The following is a 22259-nucleotide window of genomic DNA, read 5'->3' on the forward strand; positions in this document are numbered from 1 at the left end:
CAATAATCGCCACTGGCCGTCTGCAAATGGCAATTTCTGCGCTTACCGAGCCTCACGTACTTTAAGTACGCTCCGTTCCGGTTCTTGAAATCACCATTTTCACCAGGCCAGCAGCAATTCTTGAGCAGACTGTCAGGCATCCCAGCCTTTTAAAAGGAAGACGAAAGGTCATCTTCGATGATGGTTCGTATGCGTTGTTTGGTGCCGGCAGTGAGAATTGCCGGCACGTCCAGGCGGCTAAGCTCCCTTTAACTTGTCTGGTTAGAGGCAATTATCCCAGGTTTACAAAGCGCTACGATATTGGTCGACTGCATAATTCGTCAAATCGGTTTCGATTTAAGGAGAAAATTATGCAGGAGATTTAAAGTGTTACAGTGTCCTTTGTGCGGTTATAAAACGCACGGCGCTGTAATGAACTGTCGGACTATGATTGTATTCTCTGTTTCGCAGTGACGATGACAGTTTGTCTGGGGGCGTTGCTGGAAATATGATGGATATCGAAATAACAATAGAAACTGGCGGCGTTGTTGCGCATCCTCCCGAAGCGCGCGTCGTTGATGCGGTCAAGTGAGATGTCTCATAAAATTGTTGTCGTTGGTGCCGGTTTTGCCGGTTTGCAGGCCATCCACGATCTTCAGCGTCGGGATGTTTCAATCACGCTGATTGATCGGCGCAATCATCACCTGTTTCAGCCGCTGCTCTATCAGGTTGCGACCACCGTTCTGGCGACCTCGGAAATCGCCTGGCCGATCCGGCATCTGTTCCGTGATCGTCCGGAAGTTACCACATTGCTGGACGACGTCATCGGTATCGACCGCGCCGCGCGGCAGGTTCTGCTCAAGCGGGGCGAACCCGTGCCCTATGACCGGCTGATATTGGCCACCGGCTCCCGCCATGCCTATTTCGGTAAGGACGAGTGGGAAGACTTCGCTCCCGGCCTGAAGACGCTGGAAGATGCGACGACAATCCGTCGCCGGATGCTGATTGCCTTCGAGCAGGCGGAACTGGAGACGGACCCGGAGCTGCGCAAGGCTTTGTTGACCTTTTCTGTGATCGGAGCCGGTCCGACCGGTGTCGAACTGGCTGGAATGATCGCCGAGCTCGCTCACAAGACCTTGCCTCGGGAATTTCGCCGGATCGATACCCGGCAAGCCCGCATCCTTTTGGTAGAGGGCGGTCCGCGTGTGCTGTCAGCCTTCAGTCCGCAGCTTTCTGCCTATGCCGCAGCCGCTCTTGAGCGGTTGGGCGTCGAGGTGCTGCTGAACAGTCCAGTGACCGAATGCGACACTGGCGGCATCGTGATCCATGAGAACAGGATTGGCTGCCGGACTATCGTCTGGGCCGCCGGTGTGCAGGCGTCCGGTGCGGCGCGCTGGCTCGGCGTCGACGCGGATCGCGCTGGCCGTGTCATCGTCCGGCCTGACCTGACTTTGCCTGATGACCCGGATATCTTCGTGATCGGTGATACGGCCTGCGTGTCACAGGCGGATGGAAAGCCCGTTCCGGGGCTGGCGCCAGCGGCAAAGCAGCAGGGAAAATATGTGGCGCAGGTGATCAACCGACGCCTTTCCGGCAAACCGGCGCCGGCACCCTTTCGCTATCGTCATCAGGGCAATCTCGCCACGATCGGCAGGCGCGCCGCGATTATCGAATATGGCAGGTTCAAGCTGAAAGGCAGCCTTGCCTGGTGGATCTGGGGCATCGCGCACATCTACTTCCTAATCGGCACGAGATCGCGCTTCGCCGTCGCCTGGAGCTGGCTATGGATTTACCTCACCGGCCTGCAAAGCGCGCGCCTGATTACCCAGAAAGAAACGCTGAAGAATGACTGAACCGGGCAATCCCGTGGCTGGCCGGTCGCGGGCCTTCGCCACCTTTACCAAGTCTCAAAGATCCTCACGCATCCTTGACTGACAAGCATCAATAAGGGGGCCATTTTCAATGGCCCTTCATATCAGACACCAATCCGATACCGGAACCCCGGCGCTGCCGCCTTTGAAGAGAACCGACCGAATGTCCTCAGCGACAAAAAAGACAATCAGTGGCGATGCGAACCGGTGGCGGCGTCGATTTGTTTTCTTAAAAGGCCCCAGCGTCAGCTTTGCCTTGCGCACCACCATTGCCGCTATTCTTGCCTTGGCGCTGGCCACCGTGCTGCAAATTCACCATCCCTACTGGGCCGCAATGACCGTGTGGCTGGTCGCCCAACCCACCCGTGGCCTGGTGGTCGAGCGGGGATTGGCGCGGCTGGTCGGTACCATTATCGGGGCCCTCGTCGGTTTTCTCGTGCTCTGGCAATTGAGTGCGGCGCCCGGTCTGTTGCTCTCAGTGCTGATTTGCTGGGTTGCGCTTTGCGCGGCGGCTGGATCGTTCTTTCGTCATTTCCGCTCCTATGGGCTTTTGCTGGCTGGCTATACCGCAGCCGTCGTCACCATGTCGGGGCTGATCGAGCCCCAGCTTGGCCATGAACTTGCCTGGTCGCGGATCGCCTGTACCCTGATCGGCGTGGTGGCTTCGCTTGTCGCCACGGTGCTTTTCGCGCCGGGATCGGCCAAGGACATGGTTCATACCCGCTCGCTCGCGCTTCTACGTCAGGCTCTGTCGCTTTCGTCGGTCTTGCTGAAAACCCGTGGAGAGGCCATGGGGCAGACCGTGGGTGAACCCGTGCAACAGTTCTTCTCGGCGGTCGTCCAGATGGATACCGATCTCGATACATTGGCCGCGGGCTCGCTCACAGGGCATCAGCGCGCCCGATTTGCCCGTCACATTGCCGCCGCCTCGACCATTATGGTCACCGAAGCGATGACCGCCTGCCAGCTCGAGGTGCCACGGATGAGGGCGGAAAAGACCGCTGAAGCGTTGGCCTCAGTCGATCTGGCGCTGGGACGTGGCGATATCGAGGCGGCCCATACCGCTGTCGCGGCAATCGACGAGCATGCGCCGCAATTGTCGGCCGCCGTGACCGCTGCCATCGGTTATCTGGGTGAGCTTTCCGCTGTCCAGCCTGTCAAACACCTCCTCGCTCTCAATGCTCTGCGCATATCGGACACCAGGGGGGCTGTGATTGCCTTTTGCCGGACGTTTCTTGCGCTGAGCGCTGTGGCGCTGGTCTGGAAGCTGACCGGCTGGTCGCTGGGCCCGGTCATGCTGATGACGGCTGCCGTGTTCGTCACGCTGTTTTCAAGCCATGAAGCCCCTCAGCTCGCGGTTGGTGAGGCATTGAAGGGGACGCTATGCGGCGCAACGCTTGGCTTGCTTTCGCGGATTTTTCTGCTGCCACATGCGGAAAACTCGCTGGACATGCTGTTGATGGTGGCGCCTTTCCTGGCGGTGGGCGCCTATGCGATGTCGCGTCCGAAAACCGCCAAAGCGGCCATCGACGGTAATATGTCCTTTCTGCTCGCCGCCCAGCCGGTTTTTCCGGTGGCGGTATCGCCTTGGCTTTCGATGGAGCAGACCTTGGCAATGGTGGCGGGCGTGGCTGCTGCGGCACTCGCCTTTCGTTTTGTCTTCCCGGTCAATCATCGCCTGGTGCTGACAGTGCTACGCAACCGTCTGACAGAGGATCTTGAGGTGACGGCCCGGCTTGCAAGCCATGAACAGGTGCTGCAACGGCGCTACAGAATGATCCAGCGCATCCTGCGCATGGGCAGTCTGCGGCTCGTTAAGCCTTCGGAAACCAGCCGGGACGTGTTTCTGCTTCTCTGCCTTGTGACCATGCTGGGCCGTCTTCTGGAACGGCGTGAGCGTGATGACATCGCCCCGCTCGACAGGCGCTATGTCGATTTTGCACTCGAGGCACTGAAGGCGGCTCCTGAAAACTGGGAGCACCACCATTCGGTCTTCTCGACCCTCCTGAAACGGGATCCGATCCTGGTTCCCCTCACATCCCTCTGAATTTCAATTGTGGAGAAAAGCAATGAACGCGATCAACCGGTCGGGATCTTATGGCGCTTACAGCGGCCAGTATATTGGCGGCACCTGGCGTCCTGGCGCAACAGGTGATGTCCTTAATGTCAACAATCCCTATTCCGGGGAACGAATTGCCGAAATCACGCTGGCCTCGGTGGAGGATCTCGATGCGGCCTATCTGGCCGCCGAAGCGGCGCAGCGCGATTGGGCGGAAAGGCCCGCCAGCGAAAAGCGTGATGTTTTTCTGCGGGCGGCACAGATCGTCGATCAACGGCATGCTGAAATCGTCGATATGATCATCGCCGAATCCGGCAGCACGCGCATCAAGGCCGAGATTGAATGGGCCTCGGTGCGCGATATGATGCTGGAGGTGTCCGGCATGCCGTCGCGCGTCCAGGGCCGAATTATCCCCAGCGAAGTGCCGGGCAAGGATGTGCGGGTGCATCGCGCTCCTCTCGGGGTCATCGGGGTGATCAGCCCGTGGAACATGCCAATGCATCTGTCCCATCGTTCGATTGCGCCGGCGCTGGCGCTCGGCAATGCGGTGGTTGTCAAGCCAGCGGAAGAAACCCCGATCAGCGGCGGGCTGATGATTGCCAAGATTTACGAAGAGGCTGGCCTGCCGGGTGGTCTTTTGAATGTGGTGGTCGGCCTTGCCGGGGTGATCGGCGACATGTTCACGCTGCATCCCGTGCCGAAATTCATTTCCTTTACTGGATCGGCGCGCGTCGGTCGTCATATCGGACAACTCGCCATGCAGGGCTCAACCCTGAAGCGGGTCGGACTTGAACTGGGCGGCAATGCGCCTTGCGTCGTGCTTGACGATGCAGATCTCGATCTGGCCGTTCGCGGTGCGCTTTTTGGCCGTTTCCTGCATCAGGGCCAGATTTGCATGAGCACCAACCGGATCATCGTTGATGCTTCGATCTATGACGAGTTTGTCACTCGCTTCATTGAGCGCGTCTCAAAGCTTACCTATGGCGATCCCAGTCTCATCGGCACCAATATCGGCCCGATCATCAGTAAGCGCCAGCTTGATGGTATCCTGGCAAAAATCGAAGAAGCCAAGGCCTCCGGCATTCATCTGGCGTTGGGTGGTGAACCGCAAGGCCAGGTCCTGCCGCCGCATGTGTTTATTGATGTCGATAACAATTCGACGCTGGCCCAGACTGAACTGTTTGGCCCCGTCGTTCCGATCATCAAGGCTCATGGTGAGGAGGACGCCTTGAAACTGGCCAACCAGACCGAATTCGGGCTTTCCAGCGCCGTTTTCACACGGGATGAGGGGCGTGGCCTGCGGTTTGCCAAGCGCATCCATGCCGGCATGACCCATATCAACGATATTTCCGTTGCCGATAGCCCCAACGCGATGTTCGGCGGTGAAAAGAATAGCGGTATCGGACGGTTCAACAGCGATTGGGTCATTGCAGAATTCACCTGCGATCACCTGATCACCACCCAAAGCATTCCCCTGCAATACCCCTTCTGACCGCAGGCGTTTCGTTTGTCGCACTGACACGACAGCATCATGCGTTTTATAAAACGCATGATGCTGTCTTTGAGAGCTCTGGACCGATAGTTCAGCGGCTATAGAGCGTCATGATGGTGGTGGATGCATTTTTCGCTGCGGTCTCGATCTGAGCGTCATTGGGACGATCAATCAGGCCCCAGAGGCAGTGTTCATAAATACCCGCCTCGGCCACTGCCTTGAACTGTAAGGCCGCCATTGCGATATCCGGGATGGAAAGCGCCTGGCGGTCGACCAGATGTTCCAGCTTTTTTTCGATCTGGTCCAGCGTGGCCCGGGGTCCATTCTGATAGAAGATCCTGCCAAGTTCCTGAAAACGTGGCGCTTCGGCAATCACCAGCCGGTTGATGGCCAGAACCTCCGGCGAAAGCAGCAGCCGCAGGTAGGCGCGCGCATAGGCCGTCAGCGATTTCTCCACATTGTCGCCAGCCTGATCGCTATCGGCCAAAGCTGCAAAGCGTTCGCGCCCCGCTTCAATCATATAGGCTTCGAACAAGGCCTCCTTGGAGGGGAAGTGATTGTAAAGGGTCGATTTCGATCCGCCGACCGAGGCCGCGATCTGCGCCATATTGACGGCTCCAAATCCGTGTTCCCGGAACAGCTCTCCGGCAATCGTCAGGATCTGGCGTCGTTTCGTCTCGCTTTTTGTCCGCATTGGTTCTCTGGTCGGAATACATCGAAGATGCAGATGCATCCACGCATTGAGGATCATCGTTATCCCTGATGCCTCAAGGCTTCAAGTTTTCGTTCTCCACCAGAACTATCCTAAAATTCCAGTCAGGTTAAGGTTCCATGTCGCAGAAAGAACAATCTTCTTCAGATTTAATGCTCCGCGTCCAGCGTCACGGTGAGGAGATCGCACCGCGCCGTGATTGTCAGGTCCAATGGATCTCCTGGCGAAAACACCAGCGTATCGAAGCGACGCAGGGAAATGCTTTGTCCATTGGTAATGACAGTGGCATCACCGTTGAAAATGGCTAATATTGTGGTCGTAGGCACCTGGCCGCCTGGCACTTCCAGATTGCCCCTTTGCATGCTGTGGCGAAAGCGGCCGCGCCGGGTCATGATATTGAGATCGATGGTTTCTCCGTCAAGATTGCGGCTGGAGACGGCCCAATCGCCGGAAAAGGCGAGGGGGTCACTGTGCTGTTTGAGTGTCACGCTTTGGCCATCCGGTAGCGACAAAACCATGCCGTCGCCTTCCAACAATGCGATACTGCGATCCACACCGGGAAAGGTCGAGAAAGGGCCGTCCGCGCCGACATGGGCAATGGATAGTCGGTAATCGAAATCCTCAAGGCCGCTATCGGCAGGAGAAATCAGGATTTCCTCTGTCATGCCCTGGCCGTTCTTCCAGGGCATGCGGCGATAATCTTCCCGGCGCAGGATCTGCATCTCAATTGCCCAGAATGCCGGGCAGGCGCAGGCCTTTTTCCTTGGCGCAATCCAGCGCAATGTCATAGCCCGCATCGGCATGGCGCATGACGCCGGTGGCCGGATCGTTCCACAACACCCGCTCCAAGCGCCGTGCTGCATCATCGGTGCCATCGGCGCAGATCACCATGCCCGAATGCTGGCTAAAGCCCATGCCAACCCCGCCGCCATGGTGCAGCGACACCCATGTTGCACCGGAGGCGCAGTTGAGCAGCGCGTTCAAGAGCGGCCAGTCAGACACCGCATCCGAGCCATCTTTCATCGCTTCGGTTTCGCGGTTGGGCGAGGCGACCGAGCCAGAATCCAGGTGGTCACGGCCAATCACCACGGGCGCTTTCAGCTCGCCACTGCGCACCATTTCGTTGAAGGCCAGACCCAGTTTGTGGCGATCGCCCAGACCTACCCAGCAGATGCGGGCGGGCAGGCCCTGAAAGGCAATGCGTTCGCGGGCCATATCCAGCCAATTGTGCAGGTGCTTGTTGTCGGGCAACAATTCCTTCACCTTTGCATCGGTCTTGTAAATATCCTCTGGATCGCCAGACAGGGCAGCCCAGCGGAACGGACCAATGCCCCGGCAAAACAGCGGACGGATATAGGCAGGCACAAAGCCGGGGAAGGCAAAGGCATTTTCCAGCCCTTCTTCCTTGGCGACTTGGCGAATATTGTTGCCGTAATCCAACGTCGGCACGCCCATGTTCCAGAAATCCACCATGGCGGCGACATGCACTTTCATCGACGCACGGGCGGCACGCTCCACCGCCTTTGGATCGCTCTCCTGCTTGGCACGCCATTCGGCCACCGTCCAGCCGGAGGGCAGATAGCCATTGATCGGGTCATGGGCCGAGGTCTGGTCGGTGACAATGTCAGGACGCGCCCCGCCTGCTTTTGCGCGCTTCACCAGTTCCGGGAAAATATCGGCGGCATTGCCAATCAGGCCCACGGATTTGGCTTCTCCTGCCTTTGTCCATTGGTCAATCAAGGCCAGCGCTTCATCCAGCGTGTGGGCCTTGGCATCGACATAGCGGGTGCGCAGGCGAAAATCGACACGGGTTTCATCGCATTCCACCGCAAGGCAGCAGGCACCGGCCATAACGGCTGCCAGCGGCTGTGCGCCACCCATGCCGCCGAGGCCGCCTGTTAGTATCCACTTACCTTTGAGATTGCCATTATAGTGCTGGCGACCCGCTTCCACGAAGGTTTCATAGGTGCCCTGCACAATCCCTTGCGTGCCAATGTAGATCCACGAGCCTGCGGTCATCTGGCCATACATGGCCAGACCCTTCTTATCCAGCTCGTTGAAATGATCCCATGTGGCCCAATGAGGTACGAGATTGGAATTGGCAATCAGCACCCGTGGGGCGTCTTTATGGGTTTTGAACACGCCGACGGGCTTGCCCGATTGCACAATCAGGGTCTCTTCTTCGGTCAGGGTTTTCAGCGTGGCAACGATGCGGTCAAAATCCTCCCAGGTGCGGGCGGCGCGGCCAATGCCGCCATAAACCACCAGCTCATGCGGACGCTCGGCCACGTCGGGGTCGAGATTGTTCATCAACATGCGCAAGGGGGCTTCGGTCATCCAGCTCTTGGCGGACAGTTCCGTGCCGGTTGCGGCCCGCACATCGCGGATATTGTGGCGTGGGTTGGTCATGATCATTCCCCCTTGATTTTGAGCTGAAACGCGATCTGTTCGAGCCGCTCCAGAATGGCTTTGAGATGCACGCGTAAACGGCCTGCCTTTTCCGCATCATAGGCAAAGGGCGGTGCTTCACTGGCAAGGTGTGAGGCCTGCGCCAGCTCCATCTGAATGGCGTGGATGCCGGCGTCTGGCTTGCCATAATGGCGCGTGGTCCAGCCGCCTTTGAAGCGGCCGTTGAGGATGGAGGTGTAACCCTCCGCTGACGCTGCAATCTCAACCGCGGCCGCTTCAATCGCTGGATTACAGGTGCGGCCCATGTCGGTGCCGATGTTGAAATCCGGCAAGCGGCCTTCAAACAGAAAGGGGATGTTGGCGCGGATCGAGTGGCAGTCATAGAGCAGCACAACACCATGGATGGCTTTGACGCGCTCGATCTCGGCCAAAAGGGCTGCGTGATAGGGCGCGTGAAAGGCTGCCAGACGCTGCGCAATATCCCCTTCCGTGGGAGCCTGCCCATCAATCCAGATCGATTGTCCGTCAAAATCCGTGTCCGGAATAAGCCCCGTGGTGTTTTGCCCCGGATAGAGGCTCACCCCCGCCGGGTCACGATTGGCATCAATGACATAGCGATGGAAGGTGGCACGAACGGTGGTGACGTTTGGCAACAGGTCTTTGTACAGATTGTGGATGTGCCAATCGGTATCGGCCAGCAGTTTGCCGTTGTCGTTGAGGCGGTCCCAGATGGCAGGTGGTATATCCGTTCCCGTGTGTGGGAAGGCGAGGATGACGGGTGAGGTGCCTTGGGTGACTTCGAAAATGTTGGACATTTAAAATGATCTCCCTTGGCGGCTGGAGTTACCCCCCTCTGTCCTGCCGGACATCTCTCCCACAAGGAGGGAGATCGACTCGTTGAAAAGTGTTTGGATAAAGAATTGAACTGGGCATCGCCTCTTGCTCATCTCCCCCCTTGAGGGGGAGATGGTCGGCAGACCAGAGGGGGGTAGGCCCCACATAAAAACGCCCATTGTTCTCACCCCTCCAACCCCGGCAAAATCCCAGCGGATACGCTGCCCACCAAAGCGCCATCGGCCACCAGAGCGCTGGCCGCCGCCAAATCCGGTGCCATAAACCGATCTTCCTCCAGCGTCGACACAACGGCCCGCAGGGTATCAATGGCCTTTTGCAACTCGGGGCTGGTGGTGAGGGGTGCGCGAAACTCCACGCCTTGAGCGGCGGTCAAAGCCTCGATGCCAATGATGGCAAACAGATTTTCGGTCATCTGCAGCAGACGCCGCGCACCGTGGCAGGCCATGGAGACATGGTCTTCCTGATTGGCAGACGTTGGTGTTGAATCGACTGATGCCGGATGGGCCATCTGTTTGTTTTCACTCATCAAGGCAGCAGAGGTGACTTCGGCAATCATTAGGCCGGAATTGAGGCCCGGCTTCTTGGCCAAAAACGCTGGCAAGCCGTAGGACAGGGCCGGGTCCACCAAAAGCGCAATACGCCGCTGGGCAATGGCACCTATTTCGCACACGGCAATGGCAATCTGGTCGGCTGCAAAGGCCACCGGCTCGGCGTGGAAATTGCCGCCGGAAACCACGGTGTCATCGGAGAGCACCAGCGGATTATCCGTCACCGCATTGGCCTCGATTTCCAAGGTGTGGGCCGTCATCCGCAGCAGATCAAGGCAGGCTCCATCCACCTGCGGCTGGCAGCGGATGCAATAGGGGTCTTGCACGCGCTCATCGCCATCCAGATGGCTTTGGCGGATCACCGAGCCGTCCAACAAGGCGCGTAAGCTTGCAGCGGTATCAATCTGACCCTTGTGGCCGCGCAGTGTGTGAATATCGGCTGTAAACGGTGCCGAGGAACCCATGGCCGCATCGGTAGACATCGCCCCGGTAATCAATGCTGCTTGCGCTGCGCGATGGGCGCGGAAAAGGCCAGCCAAGGCCAGAGCGGTGGAGGCCTGCGTGCCATTGATCAGCGCCAGCCCTTCCTTGGCGGCCAAAATAACCGGGGTAAGGCCAGCGCGTTCCAGCGCAAGTTTGCCCGGCAGTTTTTCGCCCTGATAGAAGGCTTCTGCCTCGCCCATCATCACCGCCGCCATATGGGCCAGCGGGGCAAGATCGCCGGATGCTCCCACAGACCCCTTTTCCGGGATCAGCGGAATAACACCTTTTTCCAGCATGGCTTCAATCAACCGTACCAGTTCCAGCCGCACGCCGGAAGCGCCACGGCCCAGCGAAATCAGTTTCAACGACAGGATCAGCCGCACAATATTCTCAGCCAGCGGCGCACCGACGCCGCAGCAGTGCGACAGAATGAGATTACGTTGAAGCGTGGCGGTATCTGCCGCATCAATCTTGATGGAAGCCAGTTTGCCAAAGCCGGTGTTGACGCCGTACACCGGTTCATTGCCCGCAGCAATGGCGGCAATGCGGGCGGCGGCGCGTTCAATGCCCGCATCAAAGCTGCGATCCAGAACGGCAGGCTCACCATGCCAATAGATTTTCGCCAGATCGGCCAGCGGCACAGAGCCGGGGTAAAGGGTAATGGTCATAGTGGCCCCTTGTTGTTATGCATTATCGCCGCGCCACACCCGCTGGTGCAGCGGGTTAAAGCCCATGCGGTAGACAAGCTCAGACAGTTCAGAAATGTCCCAGATGGCGAGATCAGCCGATTTTCCGGCCTCCAGCGTGCCAATCTCATCCAGCCGACCCAGCGCGCGGGCGGCCTCGCGGGTTACGCCGGCAATGCACTCCTCCACCGTCATGCCAAACAGGGTTGCCCCCATGTTCATCGTCAGCAGCAGCGAGGTCAGCGGCGATGTGCCGGGGTTGTTGTCGGTGGCCAGCGCCATTTTGGTGCCATGCTGGCGGAAGAGATCGACAGGCGGCTTTTTCGTCTCGCGGATAAAATAGAAGGCACCCGGCAGCAGCACCGCCACGGTGCTAGCCTTGGCCATGGCATCAGCGCCCGCCGCATCGGTATATTCCAGATGATCGGCAGACAGTGCGCCACATTCAGCAGCAAGGGCTGCGCCAGACAGATTGGAAAGCTGATCGGCATGGAGTTTAACGGGCAGGCCCAGCGCTTGGGCCGCATCAAACACCACGCGCATTTCGGCGGGTGAAAAGGCAATGCCCTCGCAAAACCCATCCACGGCATCAACAAGCTGTTCCGCATGGGCTGCCGTCAAACCGGGAAGCACAACATCGCGGATAAAATCACCATTGCGGCCCTTATAGTCTGCGGGCGTGGCATGGGCACCGAGATAGGTTGTGGTAACGGATATGGCGCGCTCGCTGCTGAGTTTTTTTGCTGCCCGCAGCATTTTCAACTCATCTTCCACCGTCAATCCATAACCGGATTTGACCTCAACGGTGGTGACGCCTTCCGCGATCAGGGCATCCAGACGCGGCAGCGTTTCGCGCAGCAAATCCGCCTCACTCGCCGCCCGTACCTTGGATACGGATGAGACAATGCCGCCCCCCGCCCGGGCAATTTCTTCATAGCTGGCACCTGCCAGCCGCATTTCAAATTCATTGGCGCGGTTGCCGGCATGCACCAGATGGGTGTGGCAATCCACCAGACCGGGGGTGATCCAGCGCCCCTCGCAATCAGTAACCTCGGCGGCATTCAGCAGGCTAATCGGCAGCTCTGCCATCGGGCCAGCGTAGGCAATCTGCCCATGGCGCACCATCAGCGCGGCATCTTCGATAATGCCGAGGCCCTCGCGTTGCGGATTGAGCGTTGCCAACCGCGCATTGGTGAAAATGCGATCCCGATTTGTCATGCTGATCCCTTGTTATTGCGGCTCAGGCTGCATTGCGCCTGATCGATTTTCCTATTATGTATATACTTAATGGGCCCATGCGCAAGACTGAAAAGGCGCAAGCCAGAAAATGAGAGGGGAAAGCCATGACGACACTCCACGCAAAACAGGCGCTGCTGCCGGATGGCTGGGCCAAGGATGTGCGGCTGACGCTGACGGGCCGCGCCATTTCATCCATTGAGCAGGGTGTTGAGGCGCAAGCGGGCGATGAGCGGCACGAGGTGTTGCTGCCCACAATGGCCAATTTGCACAGCCACGCCTTTCAGCGCGGCATGGCGGGTTTGGCGGAGCTGCGCGGGCCGGACAGTGATAGTTTCTGGAGCTGGCGCACGGTGATGTATCGCTTTGCGCTGACCATGAGTCCGGAGCAGATGCAGGCCATTGCCGCCCAGCTGTATGTGGAAATGCTGGAGGCCGGATTTGGTCGAGTGGGCGAGTTTCACTATCTCCACCACGACCGCGATGGCAGTGCTTACGCCAACCGCGCCGAGATGGCGGAGCGGATTGTGGCCGCAAGCAGCGAGACTGGAATTGGCCTCACGTTGCTTCCGGTGTTTTATGCCCATTCCGGCTTTGGTGGTCTGGCTCCCAATGAGGGCCAGCGACGGTTTATCAATGATCTCGATGGTTTTGCAGAACTGTTGGAGGGGGCGAAAAAAGCGGTCTCAAATCTACCCGGTAGCATCACGGGCATTGCCCCCCACAGTCTGCGGGCGGTAACACCGGAAGAATTATCAGCCCTGCAACAGCTCTCATTCGATGGGCCAATCCATATTCATGTGGCCGAACAGGTGAAGGAAGTGGAGGATTGCATCGCCTGGTCTGGCCAGCGCCCGGTGCAATGGTTGTTGGACAATGCTGATCTCACCACGCGCTGGTGCCTGATCCATGCCACCCATATGACAGATGACGAGACGGTGCGGATGGCAAAGAGCGGTGCCATTGCCGGGCTTTGCCCGATCACTGAGGCCAATCTGGGCGATGGCACGTTTAACGCCTCGGTGTTTTTGGAGCATGGTGGACGCTTTGGCATCGGCTCTGATTCCAACATCCTGATTGGCATTGCCGATGAGCTGCGCCAGCTGGAATATTCGCAACGTTTGGCCCACCGCGCCCGTAACGTCATGGCTGTTCCCGGTGGATCAACGGGACGATATTTGTTTGACGGTGCCGTGACGGGTGGGGCTGCGGCGTTGATGGCGCAGACTGGCTTGGTGGTGGGTAGGCCTGCCGATGTTGTCAGCCTCAAGCCGCGGTATGATCTTGGTTTGAGTGGTGATCAGATTTTGGACAGTTTCGTCTTTGCCAATGGTGCTGGGGTGGATTGTGTCTGGGTGGGCGGTGCCAAACAGGTGGAAGCCGGGCGGCATCATGCGCGGGAGCGGATTGCAGCGCGATTTGCGGGCGTGATGCGGGATTTGATGGCGGCGTTTTGAGATTGATCTTGTCGTCCAACAATTTGGCTTCGCACCCCCTCATCCGGCTGCCGCCACCTTCTCCCCGATGGGGAGAAGAGGTTGTGGAGCAGATGTCATTGCATGACGCCAAAGATGGTCTATGTGGATGCCGATTTCGTATGAATTCAAAGTTAATGATCAGCTTTCTTCTCCCCAGCGGGGAGAAGGCCCCGGCAGGGGGATGAGGGGGTGACCTTGCTCAGGTTGTTTATTTGATGTCCCCACCATCCCGCCCCGCCGCATATCGATTAACCGGCATCGACAGCCCCAAATTCTCCCGCAGCGTATTGCCCTCATACTCTTCCCGGAACAATCCGCGCCTGCGCAATTCTGGCAGCACCAGCCGGACAAAATCATTCAAGCTGGCGGGCAGGGTTGGCAGCATCAGAATAAAGCCATCGGCGGCTCCGGCCTGGAACCATTCTTCCATAAAATCGGCGATCTCGATGGGGGTGCCGGTGATGCCGTTGCCGGTGCTTTTTTCGGCATAAAAGCGGATCAATTCGCCAACCGTGTGGCCTTCCATGATGAAGTCGCGCAGCCATTCAAACATGGCTTTCGAGCCTTTTGGCTCGGCGGGCAGGCGCTCCAGCGGGAAAGGTTGATCGAGTGCCACGCCGGAAAGATCGGCCTCCAGAAATTCGCCCAGCATCCAGCGGCCCACATCGGGGTGAAGGTTGTCGATCAGGAAATCGACCTTGGCTTGGGCTTCCGCTTTGGTTTCTCCGACATTGACCACCAAGCCGGGCATCAGCTTGAGATCGTTGGTGGAGCGGCCATATTTGGCCATGCGGCCTTTGATATTGTCGGCAAAAGCCTTGTTGCGCTCAAGATTGGAAGCAAGGCTGAAGACGATTTCGGCGGTGCGGGCGGCCAGTTCCATGCCCGCTTCCGAGCCGCCAGCTTGCGCAATCACCGGGCGGCCTTGCGGGGAGGCGGCAATGTTGAGCGGGCCGCGCACCTGAAAATGCTTGCCCTTGTGGTTGAGCGTATGCAGCTTGTTTTTATCGTGATAAAGCCCGTTTGCCTTGTCGAGCACCAGCGCATCTTGCTCAAAACTGTCCCACAGGCCAAACACCACATCGACAAATTCCGAGCCGCGCTCATAGCGCTCCGCATGGGGCGGCAGGCCGTCAAAGCCGAAATTGTAGCCGGTTTCGTCGTGGTCCGAAGTCACAACATTCCAGCAGGCACGGCCACCGCTTAAATGATCGATGGAGGCGAAAATGCGGGCAATGTTAAACGGCTCGTAATAGCTGGTGGAGGCGGTGGCGACAAAGCCGAGCTTCTCTGTGAGTACCGACAGCGCCGAGATCAGCGACAGCGGCTCAAACCTGTTCATCTTGGTGGGCGAGCGCGCCAGCGCATCGGCGTCGCCAATGGCGGCTGCGGGGGAATCGGCCAGAAACATGAAATCGAATTTCGCCGCTTCCGAGATTTTCGCCACGTTCAGCAGGTGATCAATCTTGTTGGCCCCATTCACATCGGCATCCGGGTGTCGCCACGCTGCCGGGTTGAAACCGAAAGTGTAGACGAAGGTTCCAAGTTTCAGCGTGTCGGTGCGGGCCATGGCGATCTCTTCTCTTTGGTCAGGCTGTGGGGATCAGGCAGGAGTGGAAAGGCGTTGCGATGGGGTAAAACGGGCGGTAACGGCGTGGCTTGCACCGGGATAGGTCAGGCGCACTTGCGTGACGGTTTCATCCAACCGCCATGTCTGGCGCTCCACCACCAGAACCGGGGTGTTGGCAGCAATATCCAAGGTTTTTGCCGCTGCGTCATTGGCGGCTTCGGCGGCAATGCGGTGCTCGGCGGCATTCCATGGGATATGCGACAAAAGCCACGGACCGGGGGCCAAATCGGCAAAATCAGCATCCGCTGCCTGCGGCACCACGCCCAGGTTGATGATACGCTCTTCAAGGCAGAAAGGACTATCATCGGCATAATGCAGACAGGTGAGGGTCAGCAGCTTGCGGCGCGGTGCAAGGGACAGGTTTTCGCACTCTGTCTTGGTTGGAGGGCGGATCGTTCGCGATAGAATGCGGTGATGGTAATTTTTCTCTAACGAGATGACCTCATCGCGGATGTCGTAAATTTCCAGAATGGCGCTTTGCGAATTCTGCGGCATGACGATGCTGCCGGTCTTGCGCTTGCGCAGCACAAGGCCTGCGCGGGCAAGCTGGGTCAGCACCTTGTTGACGGTCATGCGTGAGCAGGCATATTCCTCGGTTAGCACTTGCTCGGACGGAATTTTATAGCCCGGCGGCCAACGACCTGAGAGAATATTGCTCTCAATATCATCCAGAATACGCTGGTGCAGCGATTTGCTGCGTATGTTGGTGTCGTCTGTCATCATGCCAGCATCGATGCGCCGCGATCCAGATAAGTATCAAGGAACTGTTCCAATCGGGGATGGCGTGGCTTGGCAAAAACATCCGATGGCGCACCGGTAAACAGCAATTTTCCCTGATCGAGAAAGCTGATCTGCTGGCCCACCGTGGCGGCAAAGCCGATTTCGTGCGACACCACCACCATGGTCATGCCCTCGGTGGCCAGATCGCGCATGACGTTGAGCACTTCGCCGGTTAATTCCGGGTCAAGCGCCGAGGTCGGCTCATCAAACAGCATGATCTTTGGCTGCAAGGCCAGGGCGCGGGCAATGGCCACACGCTGTTGTTGGCCGCCAGAAAGCTGCGAGGGATAGTGACCCGCACGGTTCTCAAGCCCCACCTTTTTCAACTGGGCCATGGCGCGGTCTTCGGCCTCGCGTTTTGGCACTTTATGTACGGTCTTTAAGGCTTCGGAGACGTTACCAAGCGCGGTCATATGCGGCCAGAGATTGAATTGCTGGAACACCATGCCGATTTTCGAGCGCACGGCGCGGATTTGGGCGGCGGGCAGGCGTTCGCGCTGACCATCGGGTTTTTCGAAATAACCAAGCGCTTCGCCGCTGACGGTGATCATCCCCTCGCTGGCCTCTTCCAGAAAGGCCATGCAGCGGAGCAGCGTACTTTTGCCGGAGCCGGAGGGGCCAATCAGGCAGGAGACCTTGCCTTCCGGGATTTCCAGATTGATGTCATTCAACACAGTGTTGGTGCCAAAGCGCTTGACGAGTTTGGAAACGGAAATGGCGGGAAGCGTCATGGCGCGGAAAACCTCAATCTGCTCAAACGGGATTCAGCCTTGCGGGCCGCCCAGGCGGTGGCCTCCACAATGACCCAGTAAATAACAGCCAGCACAAAAATCGCCTCCAGAAAGGCATATTGCGCAGAGCCAATGGCGCTGACGGTGGCGGTGAGTTCGGGAACGGTGATGATCGACAAAACGGCCGATTCCTTCAGGAGAATGATGGCGAGATTGACGCAAGGCGGCAGCACAATCAGCGCCATTTCCGGTAGGAGAATGCGGCGGATAATTTGAAGCCTGCTCAACCCCAGACATTCTGCCGCTTCCACATGGCCATGGGGAACGGAGCCATAACCCGCCCGGAAAATCTCGGAATAATAGGCGGCGGAATAGACGGTAAGGCCAATCAAGCCGCAGGGAATTGGGTCCAGCGACAGGCCGACATAGGGACCACCATAATAGACCAGAAAAATCTGGATCAGAAACGGTGTGCCGCGCAGCACTTCCACCATCAACCCCAGCGGGATATCCAGCAGCTTGCCGCCGTAGCGACGGCCTGTTGCGACGAGAAAGCCAACGACAATACCCAGCACCATGCCGACCACCCAGATCCACAGGGTGGTGGCAGCACCGCTGAAAATTTCCGGCAAATGATCAACAATGACTTTCGGATCGAAGATCATTTGACCGCTCCCGGCAGGCTACGCTCGGTGACGCGGGCGATCATCGCCACGCTCCAGCAGATGATCAGATAAATCAGCGCTGCCGACGAAAACAGCTCCAGCGGCAGATAAGTGGAGGCGGCCAGATCCTGCGCCATGCGGGTCAACTCGACAATGCCGACGACGGACACCAGCGATGAGGATTTGAGGATCATGATCGCTTCATTGACCAAAGCGGGGAAGGTGAGACGAAGTGCAATGGGAAGTTTGATGCGTAAAAACGTCTGCCGCGCTGAGAAGCCAGCCATATCGGCAGCTTCCACCAAGCCTTTGGGGACACTTTCAAAGCCGCCACGCAGGTTTTCGGCCTGATAGGCGGCGGTGCACAGCGACAAGCCGATGATGGCCGCTACCACGCTTGGCACATTGATGCCAATAAACGGCAAAAGATTGTAGATCAGCAGCAATTGCACCAGCAGCGGCACGCCGCGAAAGAAGCTGATGAACAGCTTGGTTGGCATTGTATAGAGCCGCTTGCCGGAGAGCATGGCGCCGGACAGGGCAATGGCAATCAAAAAGCCGATGGCAATCGAAATTACGCTGATACCCAGCGTCCATCCAGCAGCCTTGACCAGCAGGAAGAAGAGTTTGAATGACATGGCTCTCCGGTCTCCGCCATGGCGGACCACAATAGATGGCAGCGGGTGGGATACCCCCTCTGTCCTGCCGGACATCTCCCCCCTCAAGGGGGGAGATTGGATAGACAAAAATTATCAGTTCAAACCGATATAGCCGTTAAAATATCATGCTGGCTGAGGAGATCGGCGCTTCCCGCGAGTCGATCTCCCCCCCTTGAGGGGGAGATGCCTGGCAAGGCAGAGGGGGGTAGGCGGCATATCAAGAGATTATATGCTGCTCCAAAGGCATTGCCTCAGGATAGCTCACCTCAAAACGCCGGGTCTTTCACGCTGTCAGGCGTATCAAACTTGGTGCCAAACCACTTTTCCTGCAATTTCGCCATGCGGCCATCACTCTTGATCTTGATGAGTGCGGCATCGACGGCGTCGATCAGGCTGGCGTGGTCGGCATCTTTGGTGCCGATAAAGCCGAAATAGCTCTTCTTGCCGAAGGGCGGCAGCACGACTTCGAAGGCGCCGTTACGCTGCTTGGCGACGAAGGCGATATTGGGGAGCGAATTGGCAACCGCCACGACGCGGCCTGCCGCCATGTCGGCATAGGCATCGTTGAAGGAGACATATTCGCGCACTTCGATTTTTTTCGGCAAGGTGGCCGAAAACTCCTGGAGTTGGGCCAGTTGAGCAGTCGCCTTGCCAACGCCAACGGATTTGCCTGCCAGATCTTCAGGTTTGGTGATGGTCTTGTCGCCAGCCTTTTTCAGGATGGCAACTGTGGCTTCGGCAATCGGTGCGGTGAAGCGATAGCGCTCCATGCGAGCCTTGGTGATGGTGGCGGGGCCAGCGACAATATCGAACTTGCCAGCTTCAAGGCCGGGCAGAACGCCATCCCAGGGGAGCGCGATCCACTCGATCTTCACGCCCAGTTCCTTGCCGATTTCCGCAAACAGATCGACATTGAGGCCGACGTGATCGCCAGCATCGATGAAGTCGAAGGGCGCAAAGGCGGTTTCCGTTCCGACTTTCAAGGTGCCTGCGGCCTTGATTTTCGTCAGTGCATCCTCGGCATGGGCCGAAAGGCTTGCGCCAAACAACAGGGCAGCCCCAAGCGCCGCCTTGAGCAATAGTCTTTTCTGCATCGCGATTTCTCCAGTTGCCCACAGCCCGCGGAATTTAAATGCGGGCGATATTCCCCTCAGCCGTTTCTCGGCTATTTGACTATACAAATAGAGCGGGGAAGGGGGCTGCTGTCAATGACATTGTGCGGAAAATGAGCGTGCTTATTTTCTAAGCAGGTCTTTGGCTGGAGTCGAGAATTGTACCAGACTGTGTCCAGGACATATATTGTTTCACGCTATGGCGACGATATCAACACTGATATCAGCGGGCCGGGACGCTTCGATCACCAATCGGCCATTCGGCAGGTCGTTGCCGTTCAATTTCCAGGCGATTGCGGCCTCGTCCAGTCCGTAATGAACCCAACGGTCACGCAGGCGCTGTTCCAGCACCTCCAGCGGTGGGCCGACGAAGACGGTTAGGTCGAAGCAGCTTTGCAGGCGGGTCCAGGGCACACGATCGAGAAGCAGGTAATTGCCCTCGACCAGGATGAAGCGGGTTTCCGGCGCAATCGGTCGGGCCGAGGCAATCGCCAGTTCGCGGTCGCGGTCAAAGACCGGTACGAGAACCTCCTCGTCACCGGCCTTTACCGCCGTGACGATGTCGAGAAAGCCGCGCACGTCGAAGGTTTCCGGTGCGCCCTTGCGCTTGAGCAGGCCGCGCTGTTCCAGAATGCCATTGTCCATGTGAAACCCGTCCATCGGCAGGATTTCCGCGGTTTCGCCGCGCTTAATCAGCGCCTCGCGCAAGGCTTCCGAAAGAGTAGACTTCCCGGCGCCTGGGGGGCCGGCAACGGCGATCATGAAACGGCTGGCCTCTTGGGCCAGCCGGATTATATCATCTGTCAGCGAGGAGACGGAAACCGTCATGCGGCAATCGCTTCCGCTGGCGCTTCCTTGGCCCCGGTCATGAAGGCCACGGCATCCGACATGGTGTAATCCTTCGGATTGATCACGCAGAGGCGCTTGCCAAGCCGATGGATATGGATGCGGTCGGCCACTTCGAACACATGCGGCATATTGTGCGAGATCAAAACGATCGGCATGCCGCGCGAGCGCACGTCCTGGATCAGCTCCAGCACGCGGCGGCTTTCCTTGACGCCGAGTGCCGCCGTCGGTTCGTCGAGAATGACCACTTTCGAACCGAAAGCCGCAGCGCGTGCCACGGCCACACCCTGCCGCTGGCCACCCGAGAGGGTTTCCACAGCCTGGTTGATGTTCTGGATGGTCATCAAGCCCAGCTCGGAGAGCTTTTCACGGGCGAACTTGTCCATGGCAGGCTTGTCGAGAGCGCGAAACAGGCTGCCCATGATGCCGGGTTTGCGCATTTCGCGGCCCAGGAACATGTTGTCGGCAATAGACAGCGCCGGAGACAGGGCAAGGTTCTGATACACGGTTTCAATGCCAGCCTTACGGGCATCAATCGGCGAACGGAAGTTGATGGTCTTGCCTTCGAGCTTGATCTCGCCTTCATCCGGTGTCACGGCGCCGGAAATAGCCTTGATCAACGAGGATTTACCCGCACCGTTGTCACCAATGACCGCAAGGATTTCACCCGGATAAAGATCAAAATCGGCGTTGTCGAGGGCGGTTACACGGCCATAACGCTTGACGAGACCACGGGCGGTGAGAATGGGTTCTTGTGCCATTAGCCAGCTACCTTTCTGATCCATTGGTCAATTGCGACGGCGGCAATGATCAGCACGCCAATCAGCATATAGGTCCATTGCGGGTCGGTGCCGGCCATGCGCAGGCCAAGCTGGAACACGCCGACGATCAACGCGCCAAACAGCATGCCCATGATGGAACCGCGGCCACCAAACAGCGACATGCCGCCAATGACCACTGCGGTGATGGATTCGATATTGGCAAACTGGCCAGCCGTTGGCGAAACCGAGCCGATACGGCCAATCATCGCCCAACCACCCAACGCACAGATCAGGCCGGCAAGCGTGTAGACGGAAATCAGCATGCGCTTGACATTGACACCAGACAATTCCGCTGCATCGGGATCGTCGCCGACCGCATAGAGATGGCGGCCCCAGGCGGTGTTGTTCAAGACATACCAGAGCACGGCGACCAGAAGGGCGAGTGCAATCACCCCATAGGTCAGGACGGCGCCGCCCAATTTAAAGCTTTGGCCAAAATATTGCAGGATGGGCGCATTGGTGACCAGATCCTGCGACCGGATCGTTTCATTCGACGAATACAGGAAGTTGGCCGCCAGAACGATCTGCCACATGCCGAGCGTAACGATGAAGGGGGGCAGCTTGACGCGGGCCACCAGAACACCGTTGATGAAACCGCAAATGCCACCGACAACAAAGCCGCACAGCACGGCAATCGGGCCAGGCACGCCATAGTGAACGGCAAATTGCCCCATGACCACCGACGACAACACCATGATGGCGCCCACCGACAGATCGATACCGGCGGTGAGGATGACCAGCGTCTGCGCTGCACCGATAATGCCGGTAATGGCAACCTGCTGCAAAATCAGCGTCAGGGCAAAGGGCGAAAAGAATTTGCCACCCAGAATGACGCCGAAAGCGATCAGCGACAGGATGAGTACGATCAACGGCACGGCAGCCGGACTGGAGTGCAGGAAGTGCTGAAACTTCTGCAACGGCGTCTTGTCGTTGGTATCGAACTGCGCGACCGAGGTCGAACTGCCCGACAGGACGTTTTCGTATTCAAGATGAGGTTTGGTGGCGGCTTTTGGCTCGCTCATCGGTTTTCCTCCCGTTGACCTCTTGTCAAGGTGTGGGGGCCGGGCTGGTCCGTGGCACCAATTGCCGACGGCCGCCTGCGGCATTGTAGATATTCTTCATTCAACCTAAGGATTTCACTATTGTCCTTGGTTGCGGAAGCCGCTTACCAGAAGGGCGGCCTGAGCCGCCCTTCCGTTGCGAATTT

General features: G+C 58.1%; 19 protein-coding genes. 4 read left to right on the plus strand and 15 right to left on the minus strand.

The features are described 5' to 3' along the window. Positions 1 to 572: 572 nt before the first annotated feature. The 3 genes from V6582_RS12945 (at position 573) to V6582_RS12955 (ending at position 5401) form a co-directional block, all read left to right on the plus strand. Entirely contained in the window at positions 573 to 1832 is a 1260-nt protein-coding gene (locus tag V6582_RS12945) for an NAD(P)/FAD-dependent oxidoreductase (protein ID WP_156633870.1), read from the plus strand. 181 nt (positions 1833 to 2013) lie between these two features. Further along, on the plus strand, positions 2014 to 3897 hold the full coding sequence (locus V6582_RS12950; protein WP_197434469.1) for an FUSC family protein: 1884 nt from the start codon (positions 2014 to 2016) through the stop codon (positions 3895 to 3897). Positions 3898 to 3919: 22 nt separating this feature from the next. Further along, positions 3920 to 5401: an aldehyde dehydrogenase family protein gene (locus V6582_RS12955; RefSeq protein WP_156633867.1), complete on the plus strand. Its 1482-nt coding sequence runs from the start codon at positions 3920 to 3922 to the stop codon at positions 5399 to 5401. Positions 5402 to 5492: 91 nt separating this feature from the next. Here the strand turns inward: V6582_RS12955 and V6582_RS12960 are convergent, their stop codons facing one another. The 6 genes from V6582_RS12960 to hutI form a co-directional block, all read right to left on the minus strand. Further along, a complete protein-coding gene (locus V6582_RS12960) occupies positions 5493 to 6095 on the minus strand; it encodes a TetR/AcrR family transcriptional regulator (RefSeq protein WP_197434468.1) in 603 nt (200 codons plus the stop codon). 167 nt (positions 6096 to 6262) lie between these two features. Then, positions 6263 to 6835 (minus strand): HutD/Ves family protein, encoded by a 573-nt coding sequence (locus V6582_RS12965; protein ID WP_197434467.1) that lies wholly within the window; start codon positions 6833 to 6835, stop codon positions 6263 to 6265. A gap of 1 nt (position 6836) precedes the next feature. Beyond that, the gene (hutU, locus tag V6582_RS12970; RefSeq protein ID WP_156633861.1) at positions 6837 to 8522 is read right to left on the minus strand and encodes a urocanate hydratase; all 1686 of its coding nucleotides are present in this window, start codon (positions 8520 to 8522) and stop codon (positions 6837 to 6839) included. Between the two features lie 2 nt (positions 8523 to 8524). After that, positions 8525 to 9337, minus strand: coding sequence for an N-formylglutamate deformylase (gene hutG, locus V6582_RS12975; RefSeq protein ID WP_156633859.1), 813 nt, complete (start codon positions 9335 to 9337; stop codon positions 8525 to 8527). A gap of 203 nt (positions 9338 to 9540) precedes the next feature. Next, the gene (gene hutH, locus V6582_RS12980) at positions 9541 to 11076 is read right to left on the minus strand and encodes a histidine ammonia-lyase (protein WP_156633857.1); all 1536 of its coding nucleotides are present in this window, start codon (positions 11074 to 11076) and stop codon (positions 9541 to 9543) included. Positions 11077 to 11091: 15 nt separating this feature from the next. Beyond that, the gene (gene hutI, locus V6582_RS12985) at positions 11092 to 12312 is read right to left on the minus strand and encodes an imidazolonepropionase (RefSeq protein WP_156633855.1); all 1221 of its coding nucleotides are present in this window, start codon (positions 12310 to 12312) and stop codon (positions 11092 to 11094) included. A 125-nt stretch (positions 12313 to 12437) separates the two neighbouring features. On the opposite strand from hutI, the gene V6582_RS12990 reads away from it, so the two are divergent. Beyond that, the gene (locus tag V6582_RS12990; protein WP_156633853.1) at positions 12438 to 13787 is read left to right on the plus strand and encodes a formimidoylglutamate deiminase; all 1350 of its coding nucleotides are present in this window, start codon (positions 12438 to 12440) and stop codon (positions 13785 to 13787) included. 229 nt (positions 13788 to 14016) lie between these two features. On the opposite strand, the gene V6582_RS12995 is transcribed toward V6582_RS12990, so the two are convergent. From V6582_RS12995 to V6582_RS13035, 9 genes are all read right to left on the minus strand, one after another. Continuing rightward, positions 14017 to 15378 (minus strand): LLM class flavin-dependent oxidoreductase, encoded by a 1362-nt coding sequence (locus tag V6582_RS12995; protein WP_156633851.1) that lies wholly within the window; start codon positions 15376 to 15378, stop codon positions 14017 to 14019. 33 nt (positions 15379 to 15411) lie between these two features. Next, a complete protein-coding gene (hutC, locus tag V6582_RS13000) occupies positions 15412 to 16161 on the minus strand; it encodes a histidine utilization repressor (protein ID WP_156633849.1) in 750 nt (249 codons plus the stop codon). Next, positions 16158 to 16949 carry an amino acid ABC transporter ATP-binding protein gene (locus tag V6582_RS13005; protein WP_156633847.1) on the minus strand — a complete coding sequence of 264 codons (792 nt, stop codon included), beginning with the start codon at positions 16947 to 16949 and terminating at the stop codon, positions 16158 to 16160. Before V6582_RS13005 ends, hutC begins: the two co-directional genes overlap by 4 nt. Further along, the gene (locus V6582_RS13010; protein WP_156633845.1) at positions 16946 to 17614 is read right to left on the minus strand and encodes an amino acid ABC transporter permease; all 669 of its coding nucleotides are present in this window, start codon (positions 17612 to 17614) and stop codon (positions 16946 to 16948) included. The genes V6582_RS13005 and V6582_RS13010 overlap by 4 nt, the downstream gene beginning before the upstream one ends. Next, on the minus strand, positions 17611 to 18252 hold the full coding sequence (locus V6582_RS13015; RefSeq protein WP_156633843.1) for an amino acid ABC transporter permease: 642 nt from the start codon (positions 18250 to 18252) through the stop codon (positions 17611 to 17613). The genes V6582_RS13010 and V6582_RS13015 overlap by 4 nt, the downstream gene beginning before the upstream one ends. 287 nt (positions 18253 to 18539) lie before the next feature. Continuing rightward, positions 18540 to 19367, minus strand: a complete 828-nt coding sequence (locus V6582_RS13020) for a transporter substrate-binding domain-containing protein (RefSeq protein WP_156633840.1) — start codon at positions 19365 to 19367, stop codon at positions 18540 to 18542. Between the two features lie 210 nt (positions 19368 to 19577). Continuing rightward, positions 19578 to 20213 (minus strand): nucleoside triphosphate hydrolase, encoded by a 636-nt coding sequence (locus V6582_RS13025; RefSeq protein WP_156633838.1) that lies wholly within the window; start codon positions 20211 to 20213, stop codon positions 19578 to 19580. After that, positions 20210 to 20992 (minus strand): ATP-binding cassette domain-containing protein, encoded by a 783-nt coding sequence (locus tag V6582_RS13030; protein ID WP_041698633.1) that lies wholly within the window; start codon positions 20990 to 20992, stop codon positions 20210 to 20212. Before V6582_RS13030 ends, V6582_RS13025 begins: the two co-directional genes overlap by 4 nt. Then, a complete protein-coding gene (locus tag V6582_RS13035; RefSeq protein ID WP_156633836.1) occupies positions 20992 to 22074 on the minus strand; it encodes an ABC transporter permease in 1083 nt (360 codons plus the stop codon). The genes V6582_RS13030 and V6582_RS13035 overlap by 1 nt, the downstream gene beginning before the upstream one ends. Positions 22075 to 22259: the final 185 nt, after the last annotated feature.

Origin of the sequence: Agrobacterium vitis (assembly GCF_037039395.1) — a bacterium.
Classification (GTDB): domain Bacteria; phylum Pseudomonadota; class Alphaproteobacteria; order Rhizobiales; family Rhizobiaceae; genus Allorhizobium; species Allorhizobium vitis_E.